The 15,489-nt window shown below is 64.6% G+C and carries 11 protein-coding genes and 1 pseudogene; 1 reads left to right on the top strand and 11 read right to left on the bottom strand.

Features of this window, described 5'->3' with window-relative positions:
• Nucleotides 1–27: 27 nt before the first annotated feature.
• Nucleotides 28–1,542: an exopolyphosphatase gene (ppx, locus tag BCEP18194_RS12355; protein ID WP_011351617.1), complete on the bottom strand. Its 1,515-nt coding sequence runs from the start codon at nt 1,540–1,542 to the stop codon at nt 28–30.
• A 279-nt stretch (nt 1,543–1,821) separates the two neighbouring features.
• Here ppx and ppk1 point away from each other — a divergent pair, with 279 nt between their 5' ends.
• A complete protein-coding gene (ppk1, locus tag BCEP18194_RS12350) occupies nt 1,822–3,885 on the top strand; it encodes a polyphosphate kinase 1 (RefSeq protein WP_041492798.1) in 2,064 nt (687 codons plus the stop codon).
• A 128-nt stretch (nt 3,886–4,013) separates the two neighbouring features.
• Here ppk1 and phoR read toward each other — a convergent pair whose 3' ends face one another.
• From phoR to ftsH, 10 genes and pseudogenes are all read right to left on the bottom strand, one after another.
• Nucleotides 4,014–5,333, bottom strand: a complete 1,320-nt coding sequence (gene phoR / locus BCEP18194_RS12345; RefSeq protein WP_011351615.1) for a phosphate regulon sensor histidine kinase PhoR — start codon at nt 5,331–5,333, stop codon at nt 4,014–4,016.
• A gap of 57 nt (nt 5,334–5,390) precedes the next feature.
• A complete protein-coding gene (phoB, locus tag BCEP18194_RS12340; RefSeq protein ID WP_011351614.1) occupies nt 5,391–6,092 on the bottom strand; it encodes a phosphate regulon transcriptional regulator PhoB in 702 nt (233 codons plus the stop codon).
• Nucleotides 6,093–6,123: 31 nt separating this feature from the next.
• Nucleotides 6,124–6,828: a phosphate signaling complex protein PhoU gene (gene phoU, locus BCEP18194_RS12335; RefSeq protein WP_011351613.1), complete on the bottom strand. Its 705-nt coding sequence runs from the start codon at nt 6,826–6,828 to the stop codon at nt 6,124–6,126.
• A gap of 18 nt (nt 6,829–6,846) precedes the next feature.
• Nucleotides 6,847–7,695 (bottom strand): phosphate ABC transporter ATP-binding protein PstB, encoded by an 849-nt coding sequence (pstB, locus tag BCEP18194_RS12330; RefSeq protein WP_011351612.1) that lies wholly within the window; start codon nt 7,693–7,695, stop codon nt 6,847–6,849.
• Between the two features lie 15 nt (nt 7,696–7,710).
• Nucleotides 7,711–8,604: a phosphate ABC transporter permease PstA gene (gene pstA / locus BCEP18194_RS12325; protein WP_011351611.1), complete on the bottom strand. Its 894-nt coding sequence runs from the start codon at nt 8,602–8,604 to the stop codon at nt 7,711–7,713.
• Entirely contained in the window at nt 8,601–9,587 is a 987-nt protein-coding gene (gene pstC, locus BCEP18194_RS12320) for a phosphate ABC transporter permease PstC (protein WP_011351610.1), read from the bottom strand. The genes pstA and pstC overlap by 4 nt, the downstream gene beginning before the upstream one ends.
• A 94-nt stretch (nt 9,588–9,681) precedes the next feature.
• Nucleotides 9,682–10,711 (bottom strand): annotated as a pseudogene (gene pstS, locus BCEP18194_RS12315) (phosphate ABC transporter substrate-binding protein PstS).
• A gap of 454 nt (nt 10,712–11,165) precedes the next feature.
• A complete protein-coding gene (glmM, locus tag BCEP18194_RS12310) occupies nt 11,166–12,521 on the bottom strand; it encodes a phosphoglucosamine mutase (RefSeq protein ID WP_011351607.1) in 1,356 nt (451 codons plus the stop codon).
• Nucleotides 12,522–12,549: 28 nt separating this feature from the next.
• Nucleotides 12,550–13,491 carry a dihydropteroate synthase gene (gene folP / locus BCEP18194_RS12305; protein ID WP_050781580.1) on the bottom strand — a complete coding sequence of 314 codons (942 nt, stop codon included), beginning with the start codon at nt 13,489–13,491 and terminating at the stop codon, nt 12,550–12,552.
• 36 nt (nt 13,492–13,527) lie between these two features.
• Nucleotides 13,528–15,426, bottom strand: coding sequence for an ATP-dependent zinc metalloprotease FtsH (gene ftsH / locus BCEP18194_RS12300; protein ID WP_011351605.1), 1,899 nt, complete (start codon nt 15,424–15,426; stop codon nt 13,528–13,530).
• Between the last annotated feature and the right edge of the window lie 63 nt (nt 15,427–15,489).

Genomic DNA, 15,489 nt, shown 5'->3' with positions numbered 1-15,489 from the left:
GACCTCGCTTCGACCTCGCTTGACCTGTTACGCGCCGGTATACACCACGCGATACGGGATGCCGACCTTCTCCCACTCGGCTGCCTCCTGGCTGAGGCTGTAGTCGGTCAGCGGATTCTGCTCGACCCATGCGCTCGGCAGGCGCACTTCATAGCCGCCCTTCTTCATCTGCGAAACGGAAATGTCCGGCAGCCCGGCATCGGTCCGGCGCCGGCACAGCAGCGCCGCGAGCCGCAGGCAGAACAGTAGCGGCCACTCGACCTCACGCGCCTGCGACAGCTTGCCGAGCTTGCCCGCGTGACCGAGCACCAGCGCGGCGAGGCGCGCCTGGTCGGTGCGCGAAAAACCCGGCATGTCCGCGTTGCTCGCGATATAAGCCGAATGCTTGTGATATGAGCTGTGCGAGATCGACAAACCGATCTCGTGCAACGCGGCCGCCCAGCCGAGGAACATCCGCCCTTCCTCGCGCGCTTCTTCGTCGGCTTCCTCGAGTTCGTCGAAGAAACGCCCCGCCAGCGCGCCGATCCGCTCGGCCTGCGCACGATCGACACCGTAGCGGCGCGTAAAGCCCTCGACGGTCACCGCGCGCATGTCCTCGTGCTGCGTCCGGCCGAGCAGGTCGTACAGCACACCGAGACGCAGCGCGCCGTCGGTCGTATCGACGTAGTCGACACCGAGCTCCTCGAACACCGCGAGCATGATCGCGAGGCCGCCCGCGAGCACCGGCACGCGATCGGGCTTCAGCGCGACCAGCTTCAGCCGGTTGACGTTCTCCGACTTGATCAGCGCACGCTTCAGCCGCTCGAGGCCGCCGCGCGAAATGCCGTGCGTGATCCCCGGATCGTTGAAGCCGTTCGCCTCGACGAGCTCCGCGAGCGCACGCGCAGTGCCCGACGAGCCGATCGCCTGGTCCCAGCCCGCCTTCTTGTACTCGCTCGAAATGATCTGGATCTCGCGCTTGGCCGCGAGTTCGGCCTGCCGCATCGTGTATTCGTCGACGTTGCCGGCCGGGAAGAACGTGCGGCTGTGGCTCACGCAGCCGATATAGAGGCTCTCCATCACGATCGGCGTGTAGTGCGAGCCGATGATGAATTCGGTGGAGCCGCCGCCGATGTCGACGACGAGCCGCTTGCCGGCGCTTGCCGGCACCGAGTGCGCGGCACCCGCATAGATCAGCCGCGCTTCTTCGCGGCCTGCAATCACTTCGATCGGGAAACCGAGTGCCGCTTCGGCCTCACCGAGAAATTCGCCCGCGTTCTTCGCGACGCGCAGCGTGTTGGTCGCCACCGCGCGCACATGATCGGGATGGAAATCGCGCAGGCGCTCGCCGAACCGCTTGAGCGCCTCCCAGCCACGCTCCTGCGACGCGCGATCGAGCATCTTGTCGCTCGACAGGCCTGCGGCCAGCCGGACCGGCTCGCGCAACGCGTCGACGGGATAGATCTGGCTGCCTGCCGGCGTTTCCTCGACACGACCGACGATCAGCCGGAAGCTGTTCGAGCCGAGATCCACGGCAGCCAGCAAGTGGGGGGTTGTAACCATCAGAAGGGGGCTCCGTGCGCGTTCTCCCACGGCAGCCTATGCGGCAACCCTGGGCGATCAATCAAAGGCGACATTTTAAGCGTGGAACGCTTGCCATTGCCACGCTTCACGGGCATGCACACCGCTCGTTTGCATATCGTCGAAACATTTATGAGACGAAACGGTTACAGCGTAGAATTTCCCGATATAAATACATCATTGTCATCAGCACGTCATCGTACCGTGAGAGTTTCCGAGCGTCCTTTCGAATCATCGCCCGAATCACCCCCTACTCTGCCGATGTCCGTCCGTTATCCGCTTCTCAATCGTGAACTCGGCATCCTCGGTTTCAACGAGCGCGTGCTGGCCCAGGCAGCCGATCCGCAAGTCCCGTTGCTCGAGCGCCTCCGCTTCATCTGCATCACCAGCAGCAACCTCGACGAATTTTTCGAAGTCCGGATGGCCGGGCTGCAGGAGCAGATCCGCGACAACCCCGGCGCACTGACGCCCGACGGCATGTCGTTACAACACGCTTACGATCTCGTCGTCGAACGCGCGCAACGGCTCGTCCATCGACAGTACACGATGCTGCACGAAACCGTGCTGCCCGCGCTCGAACAGGAAGGCATCTACTTCCATGCGAGCGACACGTGGAACGACGAGCAGCTCGAATGGGCGCGGCGCTACTTCCTCGACGAGCTGCTGCCCGTGCTGACGCCGATCGGCCTCGATCCCGCTCACCCGTTCCCGCGCGTGCTGAACAAGAGTCTGAACTTCGTCGTCGAGCTCGAAGGCCGCGACGCATTCGGCCGCCAGGCCGTGATGGGCATCGTGCAGGCGCCGCGCGCGCTGCCGCGCGTCGTGCGCATGCCGCACGCGCTGTCGGGCTTCGAGCACGGCTTCGTGCTGCTGAGCTCGTTCATGCAGTACTTCGTCGGCGAGCTCTTCCCGCAACTGACCGTGAAGAGTTGCAACCAGTTCCGCATCACGCGCAACAGCGAGCTGTTCGTCGACGAAGACGAAATCACGAACCTGCGCGTCGCACTGCAGGGCGAACTGCCCGCGCGCCACCTTGGCAACGCGGTGCGCCTCGAGGTGTCGGCCGACACGCCGCCGCACATCGTGCGACGCCTGCTCGTGGAAAGCGAACTCGGCGAGAAGGACTGCTATCGCGTGGCCGGATCGGTGAACCTCGTGCGGCTGATGCAGATCCCCGATCTCGTCGATCGCCCCGACCTGAAGTTCACGCCGTTCACCGCGTCGACCCCGTCCGCGATCACGAACGCGCCGACGATGTTCGACGCGATCGACAACGGCGACATCCTGCTGCACCACCCGTACGAGAGCTTCCAGCCGGTGCTCGAACTGCTGCAGCAGGCCGCGCGGGATCCGAGCGTCGTTGCGATCAAGCAGACGATCTACCGCACCGGCACCGATTCGCCGCTGATGGACGCGCTGATGGAAGCCGCGCGCAACGGCAAGGAAGTGACGGTCGTCGTCGAACTGCTCGCGCGCTTCGACGAGGAAACCAACATCAACTGGGCGTCGCAGCTCGAAGCCGTCGGCGCGCATGTCGTGTACGGCGTGGTCGGCCACAAGTGCCACGCGAAGATGATGCTGATCGTGCGGCGCGTCGTGCAGGCCGGCAAGGCATCGCTGCGCCGCTATGTGCACCTCGGCACCGGCAACTACCACCCGCGTACGGCACGCCTCTACACCGACTTCGGGCTGATGACGGCCGACCAGAAGATCTGCGAGGACGTCCATCACGTGTTCCAGCAACTGACGGGCATCGGCGGCGAGCTCACGCTGCACGAGCTGTGGCAGTCGCCGTTCACGCTGCATCCGCGCATCATCGACGCGATCCGCGTCGAGATCGACAATGCGCGCGCCGGCAAGCGCGCACGCGTCGTCGCGAAGATGAACGCACTGCTGGAGCCGACGGTGATCGCCGCGCTGTATGAAGCGTCGCAGGCCGGCGTCAAGGTCGACCTGATCGTGCGCGGTGTCTGCGCGCTGAAGCCCGGCGTGCCGGGGCTGTCGGAAAACATCACCGTGCGCTCGATCGTCGGCCGCTTCCTCGAGCACCACCGGATCTACTATTTCCACGCGAACGGTGCCGAGGACGTCTATCTGTCGAGCGCCGACTGGATGGACCGCAACCTGTTCCGCCGCGTCGAAGTCGCGTTCCCGATCCGCGATCGCAAGCTCAAGCGGCGCGTGATCGCCGAAGGCCTGTCGGTGTGCCTCGGCGACAACCAGTCGGCATGGCAGATGCACAGCGACGGCCACTACCGTCGCCGTCGCGCGGGCAAGACGATCCGCAACGCGCAACTCGGGTTGCTCGCGAAGTTCTGTTCTTGAACCGGTAGCGCGGCGCGAGTCGCGCGCCGCGTCGCTCACAAAAAAAGCGCAGCCCGCGGGCTGCGCTTTTTTATTGCGGATCCAGCATGCCGCCGCTCGCCGAACGAGCGACGGATGCCGTTACGCGATCATGCCTCGTATGCGGCCGGCCGGATCGCGATGATGCGCGAGCCCGGGAACCGCGCGGTGAACGTGCTGCCGCGCCCTTCCTCGCTTTGCACGTACAGGTGCGCGTCATGACGCTGCAGCACGTGCTTGACGATCGCAAGGCCGAGCCCCGTGCCGCCCGTGTCGCGCGAACGGCTGCGATCGACGCGGTAGAAGCGTTCAGTGAGCCGCGGCAGGTCGGCGGCCGGAATCCCGAAGCCGCTGTCCGTGACGGAAAACACGCCCTGCGCACCTTCGCGCCGCCACGTCACGACGATCTTGCCGCCTTCCGGCGTATAGCGGATCGCGTTGGTAACGAGATTCGCGAATGCGCTGAACAGCTCCGTCTGCGCGCCGGTGACGCCAAGCGTCTCGTCGATCGTGAACGCGATGTCGTGATGCCCGTTCGACAGTGTCTGCGCGTCCTCCTTCAGATGGTCGAACACGGCACGCATGTCGATCGCGCGATCGAGCGGCGGCTTGCTCTCGCCCTCGAGCTTCGCGAGCACCAGCAGGTCGGTCACGATGTGCCGCATCCGCGAGGCCTGCTGCTCCATCATGTCGAGATAGCGCGCACGGTCTTCCTCGTTCAGCGGCAGCTCGCGCATCGTCTCGAGGAACCCCGACAGCACGGTGAGCGGCGTCTTCAATTCGTGCGACACGTTCGCGACGAAGTCGCGCCGCATCGCGTCGGTCCGCTCGAGCTCGGTGATGTCCTGCGTGAGCAGCAGCTTGCGATTCTCGCCGTACGGAAACACCTGCACTTCCAGCACGTTCTGCCGCGAGTCGCCCATGCCGCGCATCACGAGCGTCTCGTCGTAATGCTGCGCGTTCAGATAGCGGACGAACTCGGGATGGCGCACCAGGTTGGTGATGTGCTGGCGCAGGTCGCGCTTCGCGTCGAGGCCGAAATGCACCTCGGCGATCGAATTGCACCACTCGATCTGGTCATGGTCGTCGAGCATCGCGACGCCGTTCGGCGATGCCTGGATCGCCTGGATGAAGCGCGAATGCTGCTGCTCGACCTGACGCACCTGCGCATGCCACTGCTTCGCGAGCTTGTGCAGACGATAGTAGATTTCACCCCAGATGCCCGGCGCGCTCGGCACCTCGCCATAGACCGGTGCATCGAGCAGGCGCCACAGACGCTGCGTATGAAAGGTGCTGAAAAAGCCCTGCGCGACCAGCATCACGACCACGAACACGAGGCCCGCGGTCGGGCCGGCGAAGACGCCGACCAATACGCCGATCAGCACGAGCAGCACGAGCGACACCAGAAAGCGCGCCCAGATGATGTTCATGATTCAGCGCCCGAAAGAATGAACGGCATGCCGTGGCACACGGCATGCGTGGATACGTTACGCGTGCTTGGCGAGCCGGTAGCCGCTGCCGCGCACGGTCTCGATCATCGCATCGCAGCCGGCCGGTTTCAAGGCCGCGCGCAATCGTTTGATGTGCACGTCGACGGTGCGCTCCTCGACGAATACATGGTCGCCCCACACCTGGTCGAGCAGTTGCGTGCGGCTGTGCACGCGCTCCGGATGCGTCATGAAGAAATGCAGCAGGCGGAACTCGGTCGGGCCGAGATCGAGCTTGATCTCGCTGCCTTCCGCATGCGCGGCGACGCGATGCGTGGCCGGGTCGAGGCGCAGCCCGTTGATCGCCACGACGTCCTCGGTCAGCTGCGGCGCGCGGCGGCGCAGCACGGCCTTGATCCGCGCCATCAGCTCCTTCGGCGAAAACGGCTTCGTCACGTAGTCGTCCGCGCCGATTTCGAGGCCGAGCACCTTGTCCTGCTCGTCGCCGCGGGCAGTCAGCATGATGATCGGGATGTGCTTGGTCCGTTCGTTGTTGCGCAGGTCGCGCGCGAACGCGATACCGGACTTGCCCGGCAGCATCCAGTCGAGCAGCACGAGATCGGGCAGCACGTCGCTGATCAGGTTTTGAGCCTGTTCGGCGTTGTACGCGCGGATCGGGCAGTGACCGGCGTGCTGGAGATTCACCGAGATCAGTTCGGAAATCGCGGGCTCATCTTCAACGACGAGAATGTTGCTGGGCATCGGCACCTCTATTCTTCCTGTACGGAGTCGATTAACTGTTGGCTTCGCGATCGAGCGTGTCGCGCGGCTGGTGCCGCACGTCGGTGCCCTTCACGATGTAGATGATGAATTCGGCGATGTTCTTCGCGTGATCGCCGATCCGCTCGATCGCCTTCGCGATGAACAGGTATTCCAGGCCGACCGAGATCGTGCGCGGATCTTCCTGCATGTACGACACGAGCTTGCGCACGAACGCGCGGAATTCCAGGTCGATTTCCTTGTCGTCCTTGACGATCTGTGCGGCGGCCACCGTATCGAGACGCGCGAACGCGTCGAGCGCGCGGCGCAGGATCGTCACGGCCATCTCGCCCGACACCTTGATCTCGGCGATGTTGACCGTGCGCGCGGCCGGCTCGTCGACCAGGCGGCGTACACGCTTCGCGATCTTCTCGGCCTCGTCGCCTGCGCGCTCGAGGTTCGTAATCGTTTTCGAAATCGACATCAAAAGGCGCAGGTCACGCGCAGCAGGCTGCCTCCGCGCGATGATGTTGCCGCACTCCTGGTCGATGTCGACTTCCATCGTGTTCAGGACTTCTTCGTTTGCGATCACCTTCTCGGCTGCATCGCGATCGAAGTCGTTCAGCGCGTGCATCGCGCCGACGATCTGCGACTCGACGAGCCCGCCCATTTCCAGCACTTTCGACGACACGGCATTCAGGTCCGCGTCGAACTGGCTCGACAGATGTTTATCCGACATGGCTGTTGTTCTCCGTCATCAGCCGAAGCGGCCGGTGATGTAGTCTTCCGTTTCCTTGCGCACCGGCTTGATGAAGATCTTTTCGGTCTCGCCGAATTCGATCAACTCGCCCAGGTACATGTAGGCCGTGAAATCCGAGCAGCGTGCGGCCTGCTGCATGTTGTGCGTGACGATCACGACCGTGTAGTCGCTCTTCAGCTCCGCGATCAGCTCTTCGATGCGGCCCGTCGAGATCGGGTCGAGCGCCGAGCACGGCTCGTCGAGCAGCAGCACTTCCGGACGGATCGCGATGCCGCGCGCGATGCACAGACGCTGCTGCTGGCCGCCCGAGAGGCCGTAGCCGCTCTGGTTCAGCTTGTCCTTCACTTCGTTCCACAGCGCGGCCTTCGTGAGCGCCCACTCGACGCGGTCGTCCATTTCCGAGCGCGTGAGCTTTTCGAACATCTTCACGCCGAACGCGATGTTGTCGTAGATCGACATCGGGAACGGGGTCGGCTTCTGGAACACCATGCCGATACGCGCGCGCAGCAGCGAGATGTCGCGCTTCGTCGTCAGCAGGTTCTCGCCGTCCATCATGATTTCACCTTCGGCGCGCTGCTCCGGATAGAGTGCGAACATCTTGTTGAACGTGCGCAGCAGCGTCGACTTGCCGCAGCCCGACGGGCCGATGAACGCCGTCACCTTCCCTTCGGGAATGCTCAGGTTGATGTTCTTCAGCGCGTGGAACTTGTTGTAGAAGAAGTTGAGGTTGTTGACCTCGATCTTCGCGTTCAGCGGCTCGAGCGGACGGCCGTGCGCCGCTTCTTGCGTGCCGGCCGGCGCTGCAGTGCGCTCGACAGGATTCAGGTGGCTTTCTGCCATATTCATCGGATTGCTCCGCCGTTACTTTTTCGAGAAGATCGAGCGCGCCAGGATGTTGAGTCCGAGCACCCCGAGCGTAATCAGAAACACGCCCGCCCACGCCAGCGACTGCCATTCCGCGAACGGGCTCATCGCGAACTTGTAGATCGTGACCGGCAGGTTCGCCATCGGCTGGCTCATGTCCCACGAGAAGAACTGGTTCGACAGCGCGGTGAACAGCAGCGGCGCCGTTTCGCCGGCGATTCGCGCGATGGCAAGCAGCACGCCCGTCACGATCCCGCCGACCGATGCGCGCAGCGTGATCTTCAGCACCATGCGCCACTTCGGCGTACCGAGCGCGAAGGCCGCTTCACGCAGCGCGTTCGGCACGAGCTTCAGCATGTTCTCGGTCGTGCGGATCACGATCGGAATCTGCAGCAGGGCGAGCGCAATCACGCCGGCCCAGCCCGAGAAGCGCCCCGACTTCGCGACGACGATCGCATACACGAACAGGCCGATGACGATCGACGGCGCGGACAGCAGGATGTCGTTGATGAAACGGATCGTGCTCGCCAGCAGGTTCTTCTGGCCGTATTCGGCGAGATAGACGCCCGCGAGGATGCCGATCGGCGTGCCGACCAGCGTGCCGAAGCCGCACAGCAGCAGGCTGCCGACGATCGCGTTCGCGAGACCGCCGCCCTCCGTGTTCGGTGCCGGCGTCGATTCCGTGAACAGTTGCAGCGACAGGCCGCTGATGCCGAGATGCACCGTCGTGTAGAGAATCCACACGAGCCACAGCAGGCCGAAGGCCATCGCGCCGAGTGACGCAGCCAGCGCGATCGCGTTGATGGCCTTGCGCTTGCGCTGCAGGCGATTGCGCATCGCGTCGAGCACGGCGCCGTCCGGACCCGGGAAATTCATGATGGGCTCGCTCATTTCTTGCCCTCTCCCTTCTCGAGACGAAGCAGCAGCAGTTTGGAGATGGACAGCACGATGAACGTGATCACGAACAGGATCAGGCCCAGTTCCATCAGCGCGGACGTATGCAGGCCCGGTTGCGCTTCAGCGAATTCGTTCGCGAGCGCCGACGTGATGCTGTTGCCCGGTGCGAACAGAGAAATGCTGTCGAGCAGGTTCGTGTTGCCGATCACGAAGGTCACGGCCATCGTCTCGCCGAGCGCGCGGCCGAGGCCGAGCATCACGCCGCCGATCACACCGGTCTTCGTATAGGGCAGCACGACTTTCCACATCACTTCCCAGGTCGTGCAGCCGATCCCGTATGCCGATTCCTTCAGCAGCACGGGCGTGACTTCGAACACGTCACGCATCACCGACGCGATGTACGGGATGATCATGATCGCGAGGATCACGCCGGCTGCGAGGATGCCGATACCGATCGGCGGGCCGGCGGTCAGCGGGCCGAGAATCCACACGTCCTTGAACAGGTGGCCGAGCGGTTTCTGGAAGTATTCCGCGAAGATCGGCGCGAACACGAGCAGGCCCCACATGCCGTACACGATCGACGGAATCGCGGCGAGCAGCTCGATCGCGATGCCGAGCGGGCGGCGCAGCCACACGGGCGACAGCTCGGTGAGGAACAGTGCGATACCGAAGCTGACCGGCACCGCGATGACGAGCGCGATGACCGACGTCACGATCGTGCCGTAGATCGGCACCAGCGCGCCATAGATGTCCGAGTTGGGATCCCACTCGGATTGCCACAGGAAGCCGAGGCCGAACTTCTGGATGGTCGGCATCGACGCAATGATCAGGGAAACGATGATCCCGCCGAGCAGCAGCAGGGTCACGATGGCGGCAAGCCGTGCAAGACCGCCGAATACGACATCCCCGAGGCGGCTCGGCGCGCGTTGCTGCGCAACGTCGGCGGACCGTGAGGACGTATAGGAAATATCAGACATGGGTGCCTGCTTTTGATTGCCGAGCGCCGTAACGCCCGGCTTTACCGCACACACTGCCCGACCGGCACGGCCGGGCAGCGAACCGCTGCAATACTTACTCGGCGGCGACCGACTTGCCCGAAGCGTCCGTCACCTTCGCCTTCCACTGCTTGCGGATTTCCACTTCGACTGCCGGCGGCAGCGAGATGTAGTCGAGGCTGTCAGCAGCCTTCTCGCCGTTCTTGAACGCCCAGCTGAAGAACTTCAGCGTTTCCGCGCCCTGCTCCGGCTTGTCCTGCTTTGCGTGCAGCAGCACGAACGTCGCGCCGACGACCGGCCATGCTTCCTTGCCCGGCTGGTTCGTCATGGTAGAACGACTTCGACCAGTTCGCGCCTGCAGCAGCGGCCTTGAACGTTTCCGTCTTCGGCTCGACCACCGTGCCCGTCGAATTCTTCAGGGCCGTGTAGACCATGTTGTTCTTCTTCGCGTACGCCCATTCGACGTAGCCGACTGCGCCCGGCAGGCGCTGCACGAAGGCTGCGACGCCGTCGTTGCCCTTGCCGCCCGTGCCCGTCGGCCAGTTGACCGTCGTGCCTTCGCCGACCTTCGACTTCCACTCGTCGTTGACCTTCGACAGGTAGTTCGTCCAGATGAAGCTCGTGCCCGAGCCGTCAGCGCGGCGAACCACGGCGATGTCCGTGTCCGGCAGCTTGACCTTCGGGTTCAGCGCGGCGATCGCCGGGTCGTTCCACTTCTTGATCTTGCCGAGGTAGATGTCGCCGAGCACCGGGCCCGACAGCGTCAGTTCACCGGCCTTCACGCCCGGCACGTTGACGACCGGCACCACGCCGCCGACCACCGTCGGGAACTGGAACAGGCCTTCCTTTGCAAGCTCGTCATCCTTCAGCGGAGCGTCCGAACCGGCAAAATCGACCGTCTTCGCGACGATCTGCTTCAGGCCGCCCGACGAGCCGATACCTTGGTAGTTGACCTTCGCGCCGCCGGTCTGCTGGTAGTCAGCAGCCCATTTCGTATAGATCGGCATCGCGAACGTGCTGCCTGCGCCCGTGATGTCGGCAGCGTGAGCGGCGACGGCGAAAAGCGCGCCAGCCAGGCCGGCAATCGCGGTTTGCATCAATTTCATGAGACCTCCAGTGTGTGAGCGGATGACTACGGCACCGCGAAGGTTAGGGGGTCCTCATGACGGTAATGTGACAATCGATGAAACTGGCGTGACAGTAACATGACTGGTTGAAAGGGAGTATCGGGTGCGGTGCGCGCGGCGCCCGGACGGCGCCGGAACGGCGGTGGCGGCAAGAATTGCCTGCCTGGAAAGGATGGGGAGACTACCCGTTTCACCCGGGTGCGAGCGGATCGTAGCGCAGTGTCTGCGCGATGGAAAGCCCCCGCTCGTGACCGTCCCGATATCAGGGGTCAGACGGTTTCTCGACCGTGCAACAAGGTGGGCGACGCGCCCTGCTTACAGGTATCGCAAACCTTTGCGTCTGACGAAATCGCGGCGCCCCGAAGGCGCCGCGAGCGGATTCACTGGAGCGCCGGCGCGCAGGCGTTTGACCTGTCCGCGCCGGGTCCGCGCGTCAGGTCGTCGCCGCGCGCACCGCGTCGGCGATCGTCTCCGCATGGCGGACCGCGTCAGCAGCCTGCTGCGCTTCGACCATTACGCGCAGCACGGGCTCGGTGCCCGATGCGCGGATCAGCACGCGGCCGCTGCCGGCGAGCGCGGCTTCGGCTGTGTCGATCGCGGCGCGAATCGACGTGCTGCCCTTCCAGTCGGCGCCCGGCTTCATCCGCACGTTGATCAGCTTCTGCGGGAACAGCGTGACGCCGTCGAGCATCTGCGCGAGGGTCTGGCCGCTGCGCTTCAGCGCGGCCAGCACGAGCAGCGCCGACACGATGCCGTCGCCGGTTGAATGGCGATCGAGCGACAGGATGTGGCCCGAACCTTCCGCGCCGAGCTGCCAGCCGTGCTCGCGCAACTGTTCGAGCACGTAGCGATCGCCGACCGCCGCACGGACGAACTTCACGCCCTCGCGCTGCAGCGCGACTTCGACCGCGAGGTTCGTCATCAACGTGCCGACCGCACCTTCGACCTTCCCGTCGGTCGCGATCCGGTCCTTCACGAGCACGTAGAGAAGCTCGTCGCCGTTGTACAGGCGGCCGGTCGAGTCCACGACCTGCAGGCGGTCTGCATCGCCGTCGAGCGCAATGCCGAGATCGGCGTGGTTGGCACGCACCGCGCGCACCAGCGCGTCAGGCGCGGTCGCACCGACGCCGTCGTTGATGTTGAAGCCGTTCGGCGCGACGCCGATCGGGATCACGTCCGCGCCGAGTTCGTGGAACACGTGCGGTGCGATCTGGTACGCGGCACCGTGCGCACAGTCGATCACGAGCTTCAGCCCGCGCAGGTTGAACGCGGCCGGGAACGTGCTCTTGCAGAACTCGATGTAGCGGCCGGCCGCGTCGTCGAGGCGACGCGCCTTGCCGAGACCGTCGGACGATGCGCATTCGAGCGGCTTGTCGAGCCACGCTTCGATCGCGGCTTCGGTGTCGTCCGGCAGCTTGTTGCCGTCAGCGGAGAAAAACTTGATCCCGTTGTCGTGATACGGGTTGTGCGATGCGCTGATCACGACGCCCGCCGACAGGCGCAGCGCACGCGTCAGGTACGCGACGCCCGGCGTCGGCATCGGGCCGGCCAGCATCACGTCGACGCCCGCCGCCGAAAACCCGGCCTCGAGCGCGGCTTCGAGCATGTAGCCCGACACGCGCGTGTCCTTGCCGATCAGCACGGTCGGACGCGAGCCCGCCGCGACCTCGGCCGAGCTGGCCAGTACCTTGCCCGCCGCGTAGCCGAGGCGCAACACGAAATCCGGTGTGATGGGCCCCTCGCCCACCGTGCCGCGAATACCGTCCGTGCCGAAATATCGACGTCCCATAGCGAATCTTCCTCCTTCGTCTTCTGACTTATCGTTGCCGCGCGGCTTCGCGCACGGCATTCCAGATTTTCAGCGCGTCGACCGTCGCCGCGACGTCGTGCACGCGCACGATCGCCGCCCCACGCTCGACCGCACACACTGCGGCTGCCACGCTCGCCGCGACGCGCTCCATCGGCGGCTTGCCGCCGATCACCGCGCCGAGCATCGACTTGCGCGACATGCCCGCGAGGATCGGATACGCGCGCCCGTCGGTCCGCGCGGGTGCCGTGTCCGGCAACGCGGCCAGCAGCGCGTAGTTGTCGTCGATGACCGCCTTGCCGAATCCGAAGCCCGGATCGACACAGATCCGCTCCGGCGCAATCCCCGCATCGCGCAGCGCCTGCGCGCGCTCGGCGAGAAAATCGCGCACGTCGGTCACGACGTCGCCGTAATCGGGTTCGCCGACCTGCATCGTTTGTGGCTCACCCAGCATGTGCATCGCACATAGCCCGCAATTACCGTCACGCACCGCATCGATCGCGCCCGGCTGGCGGAACCCCCAGATGTCGTTGATCAGGTCGGCGCCTGCGGCCAGCGCCGCGCGCATCACGGCCGGCTTGTACGTATCGATCGACAACGGCACGTTCAGCGGCCGCAGCGCTTCGACGAGCGGGATCACGCGTGCGAGTTCCTCGTCGAGCGGCACGGGCGGTGCGCCCGGGCGCGTCGATTCGCCGCCGATATCGAGAAGGTCGACGCCTTCGGCGATCATTCGCTCGGCCTGGCGCAGCGCATCGTCGCGCGCGAGGAAGCGGCCGCCGTCGGAGAACGAATCAGGCGTGGCGTTGAGGATGCCCATCACCAGCGGGCGTTCGAACGTCAGTTCGAAGCGGCCGCACTGGAGTGGCGCGGGGATGAATGGGGAAACAGCAGGATCGGACACGAGCAACTGGCGTGAATGAATGCAAAACGGGCCGGTGTGAAGCCACACCAGCCCGTGAACGGCGCTAAAGCGCTAAAGCGGAGATTACGCCGCCGGCGAAGCAGGCGCCGGCGCGTTGCCGGGTTTCACCTCGGCGCTGCTGCCACCACCCGACGAATCGCCGCCAACAGCCGGCGAGCTCTTCGGGGAGCGCGGCGGACGGCCTTCCATGATGTCGTTGATCTGATCGGCATCGATCGTCTCCCACTCCATCAGTGCGGCGGTCATCGCCTCGACCTTGTCGCGGTTCTCGTCGAGCAGGCGGCGCGCAAGGCTGTACTGTTCGTCGAGCACGCGGCGGATTTCCGAGTCGACCTTCTGTTGCGTCGCTTCCGAGATCGTGCGCGTGAAGCCACGGCCGAACGGCGATGCATCGTTCTCGTCGTCGACGTAGACCATCGGCCCGAGCGCGTCGGTCATACCGAAACGGGCCACCATCGCGCGTGCCGTCTGCGTTGCCTTGTTGAAGTCGTCCGAGGCGCCGGTGCTGACGAGGTTCATGAACAGCTCTTCCGCCACCCGGCCACCGAACAGGATCGCGAGGCGGTCCAGCAGGTAGTCCTTCGAGTACGTTTCGTTGTCATGCTCCGGCAGCTGCCACGTGACACCCAGCGCGCGACCGCGCGGGATGATCGTGACCTTGTGCACCGGGTCGGCCTTCGGCAGCAGCTTCGCGACCACCGCGTGGCCCGACTCGTGATAAGCGGTCGCACGCTTCGCTTCCTCGCGGATCACGGCCGACTTGCGCTCCGGACCCATGAAGATCTTGTCCTTCGCGTCTTCGAAATCCTGCATCTCGACGATGCGCTTGCCGCGACGTGCGGCGAACAGCGCAGCCTCGTTCACGAGGTTCGCGAGATCGGCGCCCGAGAAGCCCGGTGTGCCGCGTGCGATGACAGCCGCATCGACGTCGTTCGCGATCGGCACCTTGCGCAGGTGCACGCGCATGATCTGTTCGCGGCCGCGGATGTCCGGCAGACCGACGTAGACCTGGCGGTCGAAACGGCCCGGACGCAGCAGCGCCTTGTCGAGCACGTCGGAACGGTTGGTTGCGGCGATCACGATCACGCCCGAGTTCGCCTCGAAGCCGTCCATCTCGACGAGCATCTGGTTCAGCGTCTGTTCGCGTTCGTCGTTACCACCGCCCATGCCGGCGCCGCGATGACGGCCGACCGCGTCGATTTCGTCGATGAACACGATACACGGTGCATGCTTCTTCGCCTGTTCGAACATGTCGCGCACGCGAGCCGCGCCGACGCCGACGAACATTTCGACGAAGTCCGAACCGGAGATGCTGAAGAACGGCACCTTTGCTTCACCCGCGATCGCGCGGGCCAGCAGCGTCTTGCCGGTACCCGGGGGGCCGACGAGCAGCACGCCGCGCGGAATGCGACCGCCCAGCTTCTGGAATTTCTGCGGATCGCGCAGGAAGTCGACGAGCTCGGACACTTCTTCCTTCGCTTCGTCGCAGCCCGCGACGTCGGAGAAGTTCACCGCGTTGTTGTTCTCGTCGATCAGCCGCGCTCGCGACTTGCCGAACGAGAATGCGCCGCCTTTGCCGCCTCCCTGCATCTGCCGCATCATGTAGAACCAGAACACGATGATCAGGATCGTCGGCCCGAGGTAGTACAGCGCGGACATCAGCGCGTTCGGCTCGTCGTCGGCCTTGCCGCTGACCTGCACGCCGTACTTCATCAGATCGCCAACCATCCAGATGTCGCCGGGCGACACGATCTGGTATTTCTGGCCATCAGCCGGAGTGACGGTGAGGTTGCGCCCCTGAACGATGACGTTCTTGACCTTGCCGTTCTTGGCGTCGTCCATGAACTGCGAATAGGACACGCCTTCCTGGACGCGGGGCTTGTCGAACTGCTTGAACACCGTAAACAGCACCAGTGCGATCACCAGCCACACCGCTGCCTTCGAAAACATATTGTTGTTCAAAGCACCACTCCTTCACTCGTAGACGAGCGCCTACATTTTCCTTGCGGCGCCCCTCGGTCATTC

Origin of the sequence: Burkholderia lata (genome assembly GCF_000012945.1) — a bacterium.
GTDB lineage: Bacteria > Pseudomonadota > Gammaproteobacteria > Burkholderiales > Burkholderiaceae > Burkholderia > Burkholderia lata.
Note: the sequence above shows the minus strand (reverse complement) of the source record. Positions and strands in the feature narration are given on the sequence as shown.

Coding starts and splice junctions, on each gene's coding strand:
- phoR (WP_011351615.1), bottom strand. CDS start 5,333: ATGAACATCATCTGGGCGCGCTTTCTGGTGTCGCTCGTGCTGCTCGTG.
- phoU (WP_011351613.1), bottom strand. CDS start 6,828: ATGTCGGATAAACATCTGTCGAGCCAGTTCGACGCGGACCTGAATGCC.
- ppk1 (WP_041492798.1), top strand. CDS start 1,822: ATGTCCGTCCGTTATCCGCTTCTCAATCGTGAACTCGGCATCCTCGGT.
- ppx (WP_011351617.1), bottom strand. CDS start 1,542: ATGGTTACAACCCCCCACTTGCTGGCTGCCGTGGATCTCGGCTCGAAC.
- glmM (WP_011351607.1), bottom strand. CDS start 12,521: ATGGGACGTCGATATTTCGGCACGGACGGTATTCGCGGCACGGTGGGC.
- pstA (WP_011351611.1), bottom strand. CDS start 8,604: ATGAGCGAGCCCATCATGAATTTCCCGGGTCCGGACGGCGCCGTGCTC.
- pstC (WP_011351610.1), bottom strand. CDS start 9,587: ATGTCTGATATTTCCTATACGTCCTCACGGTCCGCCGACGTTGCGCAG.
- pstB (WP_011351612.1), bottom strand. CDS start 7,695: ATGAATATGGCAGAAAGCCACCTGAATCCTGTCGAGCGCACTGCAGCG.
- phoB (WP_011351614.1), bottom strand. CDS start 6,092: ATGCCCAGCAACATTCTCGTCGTTGAAGATGAGCCCGCGATTTCCGAA.